At 55.9% G+C, this 14,321-nt stretch carries 9 protein-coding genes; 3 read left to right on the top strand and 6 right to left on the bottom strand.

Annotated elements, in window-relative coordinates; genetic code table 11:
• Positions 1-186: 186 nt before the first annotated feature.
• Positions 187-855 (bottom strand): hypothetical protein, encoded by a 669-nt coding sequence (locus NB063_RS05810; RefSeq protein WP_250927813.1) that lies wholly within the window; start codon positions 853-855, stop codon positions 187-189.
• A gap of 56 nt (positions 856-911) precedes the next feature.
• The gene (locus NB063_RS05805) at positions 912-1,067 is read right to left on the bottom strand and encodes a hypothetical protein (RefSeq protein WP_250927812.1); all 156 of its coding nucleotides are present in this window, start codon (positions 1,065-1,067) and stop codon (positions 912-914) included.
• 484 nt (positions 1,068-1,551) lie between these two features.
• On the opposite strand from NB063_RS05805, the gene NB063_RS05800 reads away from it, so the two are divergent.
• Positions 1,552-5,061 (top strand): Calx-beta domain-containing protein, encoded by a 3,510-nt coding sequence (locus tag NB063_RS05800; RefSeq protein WP_250927811.1) that lies wholly within the window; start codon positions 1,552-1,554, stop codon positions 5,059-5,061.
• Between the two features lie 198 nt (positions 5,062-5,259).
• Here NB063_RS05800 and NB063_RS05795 read toward each other — a convergent pair whose 3' ends face one another.
• The 4 genes from NB063_RS05795 to NB063_RS05780 form a co-directional block, all read right to left on the bottom strand.
• Positions 5,260-5,439 (bottom strand): hypothetical protein, encoded by a 180-nt coding sequence (locus NB063_RS05795; protein ID WP_250927810.1) that lies wholly within the window; start codon positions 5,437-5,439, stop codon positions 5,260-5,262.
• Between the two features lie 87 nt (positions 5,440-5,526).
• Positions 5,527-6,816, bottom strand: coding sequence for a DUF1559 domain-containing protein (locus NB063_RS05790; protein WP_250927809.1), 1,290 nt, complete (start codon positions 6,814-6,816; stop codon positions 5,527-5,529).
• 422 nt (positions 6,817-7,238) lie between these two features.
• A complete protein-coding gene (locus tag NB063_RS05785) occupies positions 7,239-9,845 on the bottom strand; it encodes a tetratricopeptide repeat protein (protein ID WP_250927808.1) in 2,607 nt (868 codons plus the stop codon).
• Entirely contained in the window at positions 9,842-11,689 is a 1,848-nt protein-coding gene (locus tag NB063_RS05780) for an ATP-binding protein (protein ID WP_250927807.1), read from the bottom strand. Before NB063_RS05780 ends, NB063_RS05785 begins: the two co-directional genes overlap by 4 nt.
• A 754-nt stretch (positions 11,690-12,443) precedes the next feature.
• On the opposite strand from NB063_RS05780, the gene NB063_RS05775 reads away from it, so the two are divergent.
• Both NB063_RS05775 and NB063_RS05770 read left to right on the top strand, forming a co-directional pair.
• Entirely contained in the window at positions 12,444-13,664 is a 1,221-nt protein-coding gene (locus NB063_RS05775; protein WP_250927806.1) for a DUF1559 domain-containing protein, read from the top strand.
• A gap of 318 nt (positions 13,665-13,982) precedes the next feature.
• Positions 13,983-14,168, top strand: a complete 186-nt coding sequence (locus NB063_RS05770; RefSeq protein ID WP_250927805.1) for a hypothetical protein — start codon at positions 13,983-13,985, stop codon at positions 14,166-14,168.
• Positions 14,169-14,321 lie beyond the last annotated feature (153 nt).

The raw sequence follows: 14,321 nt of genomic DNA, 5'->3' as shown, positions 1-14,321 counted from the left end.
TTTGGACCGCGCAGCAGGCTCACGAGCATGGGTCCGCGTGTTCCACCGCAACGGGCTTTTCGGGTGGTTGGTAGTGGTGGACGTTCGTTCGCAGTATGCGGTGATGAACGATTCCCGCGCGAGCCGGCCTGCCCCGCATTTCCCGATGGCTCTCGCCGTTGCACTACATTTAATATCCCGCGGTGATTAAACCGACGTCCCGAGAGACCGACCTACGTGAGTCGAACGTGCCACGATGATCGTCTCTACCCCCGAGTACGCCAGCAACAGATAGGCAAAGAGCTCGGCGAGTTCTTCCATCAGCTCCTTGGTCGGCTGCATCTGTTCGGGACGACCAGCACTGGCCCACATATCGGGTCGATCCAGGATCTGACAAAACCCACACAGAAAGACGCCTCCGATCACAAAAAGCGTCGCAGCCGGTTGTTGCATGAACCATAACGACTCTTTGATGAACGTCCGTCGCAACCGGAAAATGGTGACCAGGGTGACCAGTAGCAGTGGCAACCCGACCAACCACTTGTAGGCGTCATCAAAGAAAAACATCTCGAAGAATGTGTCCGCTTCGCGCGCCGCCGCGTAGCCAGTCATTGACGCGCATGCGACCAATCCGGCTTGACCAATCTTTGCGATCAAAGCGGCATAAAATAGGCACAACGCCGTGACAGTCGCCAACACAACTTGAGTATTTTCGATGAGGCCGTTCTCGCGGCCCATCGCCTCCACCCCCCAAGACGTCACTCCCCAGTAAGTGAATTGGTACACAATAACGCTGAAGATGCCAAAGCTCACCAAACGGTATGGATAGCCGCGATAGGAGACATTGAGTTTTAGCGGACTGTTTTTAATCATCATTTGAATCGCTTTGGATCAGAGGCGAGCGTCTCCTGCGGGAATGGCGAAGAATTCGTTCACTTCGTATCGGATGTGCTCAGCGTTTCGTATCCGCAATCGACAACGCTGCATAGTGGCAGCGGTAGGCGGCCATAAGCAGGCTGGGCGGGCAGATATCCCAATAAATACTGGCGATGCGATTCACAGCCGACGCGGGCTTGGCAACCGGGCATTCTCGTCGTCCAGACTCGCGGTCTTGTCGTCCAGGCTCAGAGCAACGGCAACAAACGCAACTTTCTCAATTGACTCAACCGCCTCCATACCGCCCGGCTTGTCACATCATCCAGTTCAGGTGATGCAGATGCTGGCGTTTGCCCCTCGCCTCAATCGACCCGCTGATTCGTGGATCAAGAAAGCGGTTTGACGGTTCAGCGATTTCGAAACCGCCGCCGAGAGATCGCTGGCGTCATGACGGCAGAATACCGGCCCGCGACAGTTGGGTGTCTGTGGTTCATGGCACCGGCAAAAACAACCAGACAGCGTCGTTCGGCACACGAAATGCCAATCTTTGAGTCGTCAGTTGGTGACACTCGACGAAAAAATTCGAGGATCGAAAAGCATTTGATGTAATAATAGGAATCAGCCGGAAATCGGCAGTTAGTGAATTCGATCGTTCTCGTTAGGCACCAGCGTACTTTTTTCTTTGGAGAAAATAGCGTGTTTGGCAGGCGTCAAATCAATCACATCGCTCATTGGGCGATCGGCGAACGACGGGCGTTGAGCAAACGATCTCGTCGAAACCGTTCTCGTTTTCATCGGCTTCTCGGCGAGTGTTTGGAGGACCGCCGTCCGTTAGCCGTCATGACAATCGCGGCAGCAAATGCCGACCGACCAGAAGGGAATACCGGCTCGACTTCGTTTACCTTCGAAGTCAGCCGTGTCGGAGATACGAGTGGATCGGCCACAGTGGACTATTTTGTGACCGGCAGCGGTGCCAACCCCGCGAACGTCGATGATTTCAACGGCAACACGCTGCCAAGCGGTCAGGTGCTCTTCTTTGCCGGGCAGACTTCGAAGACGATTACCATCAACGTCACCGGTGACCGCATCGTCGAGAGCGACGAGACTTTCACCGTTAACCTAACCAACCCGTCGAGCGGTTCTTCGATCGGCAACGGTACGGCCGGAGGCACGATTCGGGACGATGACGCTCCCCCACCGACGACTCTGGCGATTGCGGCGACGAACGCAGATCGAGAGGAGGGCAACAGTGGCTCGACCCCGTTCACGTTCACCGTTGTTCGTAGCGGGGATACGTCGGGTGCGACGACGGTCGACTACACCGTCACCGGCAGTGGCTCTTCCCCGGCAAACGTGGACGACTTCAACGGAAACGTGCTGCCCTCCGGGCAAGTAACGTTCTTTAGTGGTCAGACGTCGAAAACGATCACCATTAATGTTTCGGGTGACTTCAACATCGAAGATAACGAAACATTTACCGTCACGCTGAGCAATCCATCAGGCCAAGCCGTCATCGAAACCGCTTCGGCAACCGGAACGATTCGCGACGACGACACACCTCCCACTCCGTCACTCGCGATTGTTGCAACGAATGCGGATCGCGATGAAGGCAACAGTGGCGTCACCCCGTTCACCTTCACGGTCACTCGCAGCGGCGACACCTCGGGCGGCACCACGGTTGACTACGTCGTTTCGGGAAGTGGATCCAATCCGGCGTCCGCCAGTGACTTCAATGGCGGTATTCTGCCAACTGGGCAGGTAACTTTTTTCGCTGGCCAGACATCCAAGACCATTACAATCAACGTGGCTGGGGACGTAAGCGTTGAAAGCGATGAAACGTTCACCGTCACGCTCAGTAACCCATCCGGTGGAGCCACAATTGCGACCGGGTCGGCAACCGGAATGATCCGAAATGACGACCAGATTGCCCCGCCAACTTTGGCAATTTCCGCGACGAACGCCGACCGCAACGAAGGAAACAGCGGCACGACCAACTTCACCTTCACCGTCACCCGTAGCGGAAGTACCGCGGGTGCCGTGTCCGCCACCTACACCGTCGTTGGTTCGGGAACCAACCCTGCTAGCGCCAGCGACTTCGTCGGTGGATCACTTCCTTCGGCCTCCGTCGTGTTTGCTGCCGGCGAGACCACGCGGACGATCTCCATTCCGGTGAGCGGTGACGTGATCCAGGAGCAAGACGAAACATTCCTCGTGGTGCTTTCGAATCCTACCGGCGGTGCGACGATTTCGACCGCATCGGCGACCGGCACCATCCGCAACGATGACGCCGCCCCGGTACCTAGTCTCTCGATCGCCCCGGCGGCAGCGGATCAAGCCGAAGGCAATACCGGCACCACTTTCTTCACATTCAACGTCACGCGTGGCGGCGTCACGTCTGGGATTGTCATCGTGAACTATACCGTCTCGGGGACAGGATCGAATCAAGCCAACGCATCCGATTTCGTTGGTGGCGTGTTCCCAAGTGGAAGCGTGCAATTTAACGACGGCGAAACATCAAAGACTGTTCAGATTCCGGTTCGCGGCGACGTCACCGTGGAAGCCGATGAGTCATTCCTGGTCACGCTCAGTAATCCAACTGGCGGTGCCGTGATCTCGAATGCCACGGCAACGGGCATAATCCGCGATGATGACACTCCCCCGGTTCCTATCCTGTCCATCGCCGCATCCAATGCCGACCGCAGTGAAGGTAACACAGGCACAACTCCATTCACGTTTACCGTCACTCGCACCGGCGATACGAGCAGTTCTGTGTCGGTGGATTTCACTGTCATCGGCAGCGGAAGTGCCCCCGCAACGGCGAGTGATTTCAACGGCAACACGTTTCCCGGCGGCCAGGTAATCTTCTTCAGCGGCCAGACATCCAAAACGATTACGATCCAGGTAACCGGTGACTTCACAGTCGAAAATGACGAAGAATTCACGGTCACGCTGAGCAACCCGACCAATGGCGCGACAATCGCCAACGCGTCCGCGAAGGGCATCATCCGCGATGACGACAATACGCCATCGTCCACGCTTTCGATCGCAGCGACCAATGCCGATCGCAATGAAGGCAACAGCGGAGTGACCAATTACACGTTCACCGTCACCCGAGCGGGCAACACTTCGGGTGCAGCATCGGTTTCGTATGCCGTAACAGGCACAGGCACGAGCCCAGCCAACGCGGCCGACTTTGCTGGCGGTGTGTTCCCCAGTGGCACGGTGAATTTCTTGAGCGGAGAAACAACCAAATCGATCTCGATTCCAGTCGTCGGGGATTCGCTGAAGGAACCCGACGAGAGTTTCGTCGTTACCCTCTCCAACGCCAGCAGCAATACCGTCATCCAGAATGGGAATGCAACAGGTGTGATACGCAACGATGACGTTAGCGAATACCGCGTCAACATCGTTCAACCGACGTCAGTGGCTCAGACACAAACCATTCCCGCGTCGACGAACCCGACGGCGATTATCTTTCGAGCGGTTAGCAATACAACACTCTCGGTTTCGCCGATAAATTTCACGCCACCAGCCGACTCCATGCAGATCGTTGATTCCACCACCAATCCGATCGGAAGCCAGAACGGGGCGACGGTGACGGCGAGCCTGATCAGCGGTCAAACGTACGCGATCGTGCTGCCCTCCCAAACCACTCAGCGGACTTATTCCGTCACTTCGTCGGCGGGATCAGCCGCGTTGTCGATCAATGCATCCACGAACATTTTCCTGCCAACCGACACGACCGCTGACGGATTTGTAACCGCCTTGGACGCCCTCGTGATCATCAATCGATTGAACTTGCTATCGAGTGGTGGGACACCGAGTAATTCCGGGCCGAGGTTCTATTACCTCGACGTCAACGCCAGTGGATTGGTTACTGAACTTGACGCGTTAATCGTCATCAATCGTCTCAACAGAGATGACGCAATGGCGACTCAACCGACCGCAGAGCCCGAACCGGTCGCTCCTCTGGCGAATTTTGCTTCCACCGCTCAACCAACCAAGACGTTCCAAGAAGAGTGGGTGGTAGACGAGTTACTGGCAGCAAGCAAATTCGTTCAGATGCCGGGTCCTGCGGTAGCTGAGATCGCGGACGCAGTGATCTTCCCCTCGGAAGTACCACAGGCAGACGAATACGACCTCGCGCTAGATGAACTATTACGGCAGAGCGATTCCACGATCGACCTGTTGCAACACCACGGATAAGATCGCAGATGCCCGATCAATTGCGACGCGAGACCTTCTCCGTCAAACACGTAGGTCCGGTTCCCACCGGATGCTATCAAAGTGGCCGGTAGGAAGCGGCCCAATCATCCTCAGTCCGGCAAAAACAATCGATGCCTGCAAAACGCTTGCAGGCATCGATTGACGTGGTCATTAGTTGTCGAACCTTCTTCAGAGTTCTCAGTAGGCGCCTGACGTCTCTTCGGGCGGGACTTCGTTATTGAGTTCAGCTTCCGACATACCGCCGTTATCCATGACGGCGCCTTCAATAAGCTGCGGTTCGCTGCTACCGCCACAACCGACGGTGCTAAAAAGTGGCAGCGTCAGCAACGCCAACAGCACAAAGCGGACTAGAACCATTTGGAATCCATGTAGATTGAAGTGAGAGAGATGAAATACCGGACGCCTCGCAAGACCTCCGGTAACAGTGTAACGAACCTATCGGAGCTAGAAGCTTTCGTCGATGACTTCTTTCGCAGCCCGCGATCCCAACGCACCCCAGAGTCCATATGGGCTCTTACCGCCTGGTTGGTTGTTGAGGAAGATGCCATCTGCACTCGAATTACCCGCTTCAATCGAATCAGTCACAAACTTCACCGCTCCATCAGCCATCAGGACGTGGCAGCCACCTTGGTGACGACTGCTCGCCGTTGCGGTTGATTCGCCATCGTGGTTGTAAGCGTTGCAAAGTTCACGGTTAGGCGGCAGGATCGTCATCATCCCCGTCATCGTCGGTGAGCCGACGGCCCAGCGATAGCCACGTCCGAATTGGGGACGTTCCACCATCCCATTGCTCGGAGCGCCCGAACCTGAATACGCCGCACTCGAAACCCAGAACTGGGGTCGATTCGGATCGATGTATCCCAAGTCCGAACACGCATCGGGCTCTCGCAACGGTCCAGTCGTCGCACTGTTGTGACTACCCGTGCGCATCGGAATGGTGCGTTTATCCATATCGCCTAGGTCGGTTGCGATTTCGCCGCCCATAATCGTATTGGCGAGGCCATCGAGAATGTCACGGAACCTGCTATCGTGCCGAGGCACGAACACACCACGACAACCCGCACGTGTGTACTGGGCTCGGCCTTCCGGCGTTTGCCACAAATTGCTCCCGACCGATACTTCATCCAGCCATCCTGCGGAATTGTAGGCGCCCACACCAGTCGAGGTGTAGCTGATGCCATCGCCCAGACAGGCGGCATAATTCGTCCGCCCGTAAGAAGGTTCACCCGTCCCCGGATCACTCGGACATCGGAACGCAGGAACCTGAGTTCGCCAAGGCACATAGCGTGACTCGTGTGGTGAAGGTCCCATGGAGTTCCACGGACTGACGGGCATCGGGCTGACAACCCTCGACCCGTTCCAGTAGGAATCGTTCGGATTGGCAATCTGCTCCCACAATGCCTGCTGCTCGATGAACGGAAGCAAACCGACAAAGATACTCAACGAACTCGCATTCGCGGCTTGCGCGCCATCGCCGCCGGAGTACCACTGTTTATTGGTTGGTGATCGGCTGCCTCCCATGTGACGCGGCAGTTGTTTGTAGGCGGAGTGATAGTTGTGCAGCCCCAACCCAATCTGTTTGAAGTTGTTACTGCAACTCATTCGCCGTGCGGCCTCCCGAGCCGCTTGTACGGCGGGAAGCAGCAGACCTACCAAGACGCCAATAATCGCGATAACGACGAGGAGTTCCACCAAGGTGAAACCAAGCTTTCGTCCCTCAGAGAATCTTGACATTTACATACCCCACTTAAACACAAAGGAAAACAAAACACCGCAACGAGACCGCAACGGCAACGCAGACTATGTTAACAATCATACTGTATCTAGCAAGTCTTTTTGGAAAATCGTTCCGAGACTGGAGCACCAGCACGCTCACAAGATCAGGCGACCCTAGATGATGGCTTGGCCTAGAGACGCGACGACGCGTGCCAAGCTCCCTCAAAAAACCCGCAAATGCGGCCTCAAGCTTCCGCAGAGGGGTATGCATGTCCAGTCAAAAGCGACCGGGGATGAAACGACGACGACGAGATGGCCAGAAGTTATCGAGGCAAGAAAGTTTTGGAGTCCGCCCTCGCGAATCGGACAGTACCCTTCCGCTCGATTTCTTGCCCCATTTGTCAAAAGATGAAATGACTCTCGTTTCCAAACCGCGACGGCTAATTGGCCGCTTCACGAAAACGTTGCCAGACGACGCCGGTTCGCTCGGTATAGCCTTCGCCGACGAGTTCAACGCCAACGACTTCGCCGTCCAGCGGATAGCAATGAGACTGCCACTGCGAGGCGAGTTCCGCCGCTTCCTCATCGGATCTCGCGAGCACGCCCCAGGTTGCCTGATAACACTGCAGTTCTTCTTCACCGGCTAGACGACCGGGCCATGTCAACCAACGCTCATCGAGTGGCTGCTTGATCACGCAACGATAGAAGTTCACCTGCTCGACCGGTTCACGTTTCTCACGCTGTACCTCGAATAATCGATCGGGCGCCAAACTCGATGCCAGCAAACGATTGCTAACTTGCGTTCGCAGTTCGTCGTCTTCACCAAGTGCCTCGGTCGATGCCCATAACCTCACCAATACTTTCTCGATACCGCTGATGCTGAGATAATCGATCGATGCCAATGGAATCGCGAGAACCTCGCCCAACAACCGTCGCAGCTCATCGAGTTCACCGGTCCCCGCCGCGACGGCGGCCCGGTGAACGAGTACGGGAAACGGACATTCGGGATTCAGTTCCGACTCTCGCTCGGCTGCGGCGAGCGCCTCGGGGAACCGCTGCAGCTCAAGCAACGCGACGGTTCGATAGTAGTTGACCCAAGCTTGGTTGGGCGTCCGTTTCTCGAACCCGTCAAGATACGTGAGAGTCGCTTCATGCTGATCCAGATTCTGTGCCGACAGGGCAGCTTCCCAAAATAGATCCGGCTCGTCCGCGCCAGCACGAATCGCCATGTCCAAAACAGCCAAGGCGTCACGTTCTCGCTCAGTCCGACGATAGACACGCGCCAGTTTGGAGGCCAATTCGGCATGGCTACGATCGAGACGGAATCCGCGTGCGTAACAACGTTCCGCTTCGCCGAGATTCTCCAAAAACAAAAAGAAGTCACCCGCGCGACCAAAGTTACTGGCCTTTTCCGGATCCAGATCCAGCGACTCGCGGAACCAGCTTTCCAATTGCGATTCGTCAATCCGATCCGACATTTGTTCGGCGCAGTTGTACCGCAATCGACAGCCGAGCCGTGCATACAGACTTAACGTCACCGCGTCTTGACGTTGCGCCGCGAGACAACGCCCCGCCCAATCCCAAATTTCAGTTGCTCGTTCGGCATCTCGCAGCAGAAACGAAATCGTGTGCAACGCCCAATGTCGGAACGTCTGTTGCTCCTCATCGGAACCGACGTTAGACGGATCAATCGCGAGTAAGTCGCTAATGATTTGGTCAAGCGAATCACTGTCTCCGCCGTTCTCCCACTCTTCCTCAGATAACGCGGCCAGTCGTGAGTGAATCGCCGCGATCGCGTCGGGAAGTTCCCGACCCTCCTGCTTGTCCTTCGCAGCGGCCGCCTCCACCTCGCTCGGCATCTCCACCGAGGCGACCGGCGCAACCGACGCCGCGGGAACCTCGGTTTGGGTCGTCCCTGCCAAAGGCCCCGCGTCGAGGTTGCACGTTACTGGCACGGGTACCGTGGTTGCCGATTCATCACGCAAATGTTTCAAGCATCGCAGCGCATGCCAGTCACGCGCCGCTTGCGCCTTCTTCTGCAAATGATCAGCGAGTTTCTCAAACACACGTTGGTTGCCCGCCATGCGATGCGCCGCTAACAACCGCAATCGCGTTAGAGTCCATTGCACGAAACACTGCCGCCGCGTCAGGAATTGATCCCAATGCGTCAATCGTTTGATCGCCGGCTCGAAGTCACCGGCCATACACTCGATTGTCGCTTGCGTATGATCCGTATGTAATTCATACGCCAAGAACTCTCCTGCCGGTGGTGCGTCCTCGCAACACTGATCCGCCCACCGCTGCGGTTCGCCGATCAAATGGGCGATCTCGGTGATGCGTGTTTTCGTAATCAAGCGGGCGCGGATCGGCGTATGCCAAATGTCGGCGAATTCGATCACCGCATCCACGTTCTCCGCCGCCGCGGCAAGCTCACCGCGAGCGAGCAGGATTTCGACCAAGTCGCGTGCGCCAGCCCAACGTCGATCATGCGGCCCCTGATCGACCGCCGCGATTCCCATGCGTGCGTAATGCAGCGCCATGTCGGGATCATCCGCCGATCGATAGACGTCGGTAGCGTACTCTCGAAAACAGGTGATGCACTGGGTCTTGCCGGTGCGGCGACAGACTTCGATCCCTTCGCTGATGCATGCGTGAATCCCCTCAGAATTGTGCCCACCGAGCTCCGCCGTTGCCTTGGCGAGGTTGTCATAACCGCACGCCGAATACCAATGAACCGCCCAATCGTACTCGTGCTCGGACAAGTTAGGCTGGATCGCTCGCGCCAACTCATTGCTTTCGAGCAGTCCGATGATTTCGATGGACGCATCACGACCAGATTGCGGATCGAGTCGATCCGCGGCGTTGTTCATCAACGTAAACGTCGCTTGGAGATAAGGAACAAATCGCCGCTCGGCTTTTGCCAACCGACGAATTTCGCTCGCCACTCGATTAGCCGATTCCAATAAACAGAGTCGGGTGAACTCCGTTTCCTTGGCATCCAATTCTTTGAGTTGTTCGTCAATATCCAGTTCGGGTTGGTCACTCATGATTTTTGTCCCCAAAGGCAATCGGCGATCCAGTCCAGGTCACCTTGTTGTTGTGTCAGGGCGGTCGATGGCAACGACGCACCGGCAGTTCGTAACGCATTCACGACGAGTAACCGCAGAACGCTGGCCAGCGGCGAGTTTGTCTTCTGTTCCATCGCACGCGCGACGAGGCGGTGATTTCGGTTGAGCAATACCTCATTGCTGGCCTGCTCACCTTGTTCGAAGTGACGATCGATCAAACGTTGAAAACCGGCCGGCACAACGCCACCCTTCTTCAGCTCTTCAAACGTCTTCATCAGTTCATGACGTTCGTTTAAGAAAGCCATCACCGGTTGGTTCTCATCAAACGCAGCCACACGCACAATCGCCTCGGTATCGCCAAAGAAGTCCGCCCATTCCGGTGACGCGTCCTGCATATCGTCCAGATGAAGGATTTCCGCAGCGAACCCTGGCGAACCGGGGCTAGCGAATCGCAACTCGGCACGCTCACCACTATCGGCCACCATGCTCGCTAACAACGACTCCTCGAAACTACGCAACGCGTGAACGCAAGGTGCCTCGTGATCAGCGAATAAGGAATTGATCCATCCCTCTTGGCGGCGATCGCTGTTGTACCACACCACTTGATCGGCTTCCAATTCGAAAATCGGATTCGCGTCACTGCGTTCGAGAATCTGATCGAACGTCAAAAGTCCCTGCGACGTTGGAAATTGATAGGCACGACGCAACAGCGATCGTAATCGCGTTTCGGTCAATGCCGAACCGGCGAAGGTGTAACGATGCCACGAAAGGATCGCCTGCAACCTCGCAGGCTCTTGTTCGGCGATCTGCTCCAGATGGTCAAATAGATGCGATTCGAGTGCCAACGCAGCGGCCGCAAAGTTCTCGTCACGAACCAGATCCTCGCGACTGGCAGTCGGCGAACACTCCTTGAGTTCCAACACACCCCGCAGGAACGATGCCCAGTCAGGCAACAGACCCCGTAAACGACGCGAGATGACCATCCGCCGCAGCGTCGCGGTCACCACGGCTTCATCAGCAAATCCAGGCGTCCGCTGCGGCGAAACGTACAACGCACCGCTGATCGCGGGGCGGTTGATCTGCACCGGAATCACATCCAAAGGTGTTTCATCAAAATAACTGGCGAGCTCCAATTCGATCGCTTCGGGCTCCGGAGTTGGATCAAACCAAGTCGCGTGGATCACGTTGACGCGGGCGGCACTGCCGTTCAAATGAATCGGAATGGTGAGAAAATCGGTGTACTCTTTCAACACGTTCTCAATCGATTCGTCGACCTCAGCAAAGCGGCGGAAATGTGGCTTCAACACCAATCGCACGGTCGTCCCGGGATGCTCGCGTTTCCATGATGACAATTCAATGTCAGTTCCACCCTCGGCGTCCCAGCGGATCGCTTCGTCACAATCAACTCGGCGGCTTTCCACAATCATCCGCTCGGCCAGCATGAAGGCGCTGAACAGCCCGATGCCGAACATGCCGATCAAGTCCTGTTGATCCCCCTTGGGCAACGCCGACGATGGATGCTCGCCTTTGAGCAAACCGGTCAAACCGATCCCAAGCGTGCCGAGATACTGCTCGGCATCATCCGCACTGAGCCCGTATCCATCATCGCGAAATTCGATGATCCCTTCGTCGGGAAACTGTTGAATATCGATTCGACCTTGGTACCCGAGTTCCGTCTGACGCCGACGCATGACCGCGTCATGACTGTTCTGCACAAGCTCACGGACGGCGGCGTCTGGGCGGCTGTACAACGCCGATCCCATAATTTGAATGATGCCCGAGATATCGACCTTGAACGGAATCCGGCGTGTCCAATCGCCCATTACACAACCTCAATGTGAGACCAAGGTGAAAAACCGACCCACATCATAGACTTTGCCCGCGACGATTCCGAGCACCCTGACGAGTCGATCGATCGCGCAGCCGACATTTGTCAGCGAAGCACCAACCTTCACCCGGTCTCGCCAACCGCAATCCCGACCAGCAAGCAAGTGGATAGCTGTCACATTTTGGAGTGCGGCAGGTTATAGGCCGATGCGATTTACGATCGTCCGCAGCTGTTTTGGCGACTTCGGTTCGGGCATTCAGATTCGGGTTTTGGGCGAGCGTGGGTGGTCCCAACTCGGTGTTCTGTGGATCGCCAAAAACGAAAACAGAGATCCATGTGAAATTGCGGACGAACACCATGTCGGGCTTCGAAGCAAAGCTCAAACCACGCCCGTTCGCAGCAACATCGAAAAACATCGAAGGCTTGGTGAGCATGGCAGGCGTGACGCTACTCCCCCGTCGACGTCCAGATCCAGTGAACATCTGCAAGCACTGACAAAGACCTGGCTCCTTGCCGTCTTCAAGTGCCTAAGTGTGTCCGTTTGACGCAGCAACTATTCGTTCACCTTTGCCAAGAATGCTGGGCTGGATATTGTTTCTATAGAAAAGATTATTTTTAGCAGAACCGATCTCGGCACCCTTGGTTTACTTAGGAAGGCGGACTCTCTGCCAATTCCTTCCGTCTTGAACCTTTCGTCAATTGTACGGTTCAAGGTCTTCAAATCAGATTTTAGAAAAATAAGGTACCAAATGGTCCATTCAAAAAGAGTCAGGGGTTTCACCTTGGTGGAACTGCTTGTCGTAATCGCAATCATTGGAGTGCTCGTTGGACTCCTGTTGCCCGCCGTCCAGGCTGCACGTGAAGCAGCGCGTCGGATGAGTTGCAGCAACAATTTCAAACAGATCGGCTTGGCCGTTCACAACTACCATGCCGCGTACAACCAGCTTCCGATTCAGGGCAGCGGCACAATCGACAATGCAGGTGACGACTGGAACAGCTCATCGCAAATTTCAAACAGCCTTTGCCTCAGCGCGCTCGTGGGATTAACCCCGTTCATGGAGCAACAGGCGCTTTGGGAACAAATCAGCAATCCCATGCTCGGACGCGTCGGAGGAACGACGGGAGAACCTGGCACCGCCACGCCTTGGAGCGCCATGGGGCCGTGCCCTGACAACCGCGACTACATCCCTTGGTCGACCGAAATACCAGGATTGCGATGCCCTAGCGATCCGGGGGTCGGGTTGCCTGCTCTGGGCCGAACCAACTATGCGGTCTGCTTCGGCGACGCGGCCTACAATAACCTCGCCACCCTCTGTGGAACGCGGTCACATACCAATCTACGGCTTGTTGTTCAGAGTACGGCGGAACATTCGCGAGTACAGAACCGGGGCGTTTTCGTCTTTCACGAACCAATGCAGTTCCGTGACATTCTCGATGGTCTTGCCAACACGATCATCATGGGAGAAATCGCAACGGATCTAGGGGATAAAGACAAACGAACCATTGGGATTCACCACAACCAAAGCCAGACCGCAGTTTCCAATAATCCCCTGTATTGCCGGCAAAACGTCGATCCCGACCGTCCCCAATTCTGGAAAGCGGTTCCTAATTCGAGTCGCCCTTTCCACGCTGAGATCTACGGTCGTGGCTATCAATGGGCCATGTCGCGTGAATGCCAAACCGGGATGCGAACCATTCTGCCACCCAATTCCGAGATGTGCACTAACAAGGATCACAACGAGACCAACTACGGCAGCGCCGCGAGTCGGCACCAAGGTGGTGCTCACGTGTTGATGAGCGACGGGGCGGTGAAGTTCATCACCGACTCGATCGAGGCCGGTAACTCCTCGGCGGGCGGTGTCTACAATGGCGGAACGGGAACCCGTGCAGCGGGATCGGCTAGCCCTTATGGCCTGTGGGGTGCCTTGGGCACTCGAGCCAACAAGGAAGTCATCTCCTCCGATTTTTAGGTCTTGATTGAGCTGGACAGCGTCGCTCTCTGGCAGGCGTATTGGAGTCTTCGCCTCTGCCGTAGTTGAGGCTTTCCGAGGCTTCGAAATCGGGTAATGCCCGCAATTCTTGGTCTCGAAGCGACCGAGCTACGTGAAGAGTGGTGATGCCCAGCTAGAAGATCTATCATTTAACACGTAATCAAAGCCGCTGAAGCGTTTGCGTTGGCGGCTTTGTTTTTTCATCTCGAACTCACTTCAACGCACGGTGTTCACTCCAATGCGTTGTACGGCGCTGCGTTGTGCAGCGCTGCCTCCCTCGCTCTTGATTGGAATCTCATGAATCGAAAACTCGCCGCCGGCTTGCTACTCATTAACTTTACAATCGTACCGTTGGCTGGATGCAGTGGACATGTTTCAGGCGTGCCGGAAGCGTCGCAAAGCGAACGCGACAAGTACAAAGAAATGCAATCGCAGGCAGAAGCGGAGGCGGCAAAGACCGTTCTCGAACCCAACGCGGGCTAATTCGCCGATTACCGGAAGCAAGAACATCATGACGTGAACGAAACATCGCGCCGATCGTTCCGTCATTTTTGGATTGCGGCTTTCCACTTCCGGAGTTTGCAACCGCGATCTCAATCGACACAGCCCTCTCTGAGTCGATGCGAACCAGTAGTG

It is taken from the genome of Aporhodopirellula aestuarii, from assembly GCF_023701485.1.
GTDB classification, from domain to species: Bacteria; Planctomycetota; Planctomycetia; order Pirellulales; family Pirellulaceae; genus Rhodopirellula; species Rhodopirellula aestuarii.
The sequence above is the reverse complement of the archived record's forward strand: the minus strand, read 5'-3'. Positions and strand labels throughout refer to the sequence as shown.

Bases quoted from the DNA above. Each gene is read 5' to 3' on its own strand.
- NB063_RS05810 (WP_250927813.1), bottom strand. From the start codon at position 855: ATGATGATTAAAAACAGTCCGCTAAAACTCAATGTCTCCTATCGCGGC.
- NB063_RS05805 (WP_250927812.1), bottom strand. From the start codon at position 1,067: ATGCCCGGTTGCCAAGCCCGCGTCGGCTGTGAATCGCATCGCCAGTAT.
- NB063_RS05795 (WP_250927810.1), bottom strand. From the start codon at position 5,439: ATGGTTCTAGTCCGCTTTGTGCTGTTGGCGTTGCTGACGCTGCCACTT.
- NB063_RS05790 (WP_250927809.1), bottom strand. From the start codon at position 6,816: ATGTCAAGATTCTCTGAGGGACGAAAGCTTGGTTTCACCTTGGTGGAA.
- NB063_RS05785 (WP_250927808.1), bottom strand. From the start codon at position 9,845: ATGAGTGACCAACCCGAACTGGATATTGACGAACAACTCAAAGAATTG.
- NB063_RS05780 (WP_250927807.1), bottom strand. From the start codon at position 11,689: ATGGGCGATTGGACACGCCGGATTCCGTTCAAGGTCGATATCTCGGGC.
- NB063_RS05775 (WP_250927806.1), top strand. From the start codon at position 12,444: ATGGTCCATTCAAAAAGAGTCAGGGGTTTCACCTTGGTGGAACTGCTT.
- NB063_RS05770 (WP_250927805.1), top strand. From the start codon at position 13,983: ATGAATCGAAAACTCGCCGCCGGCTTGCTACTCATTAACTTTACAATC.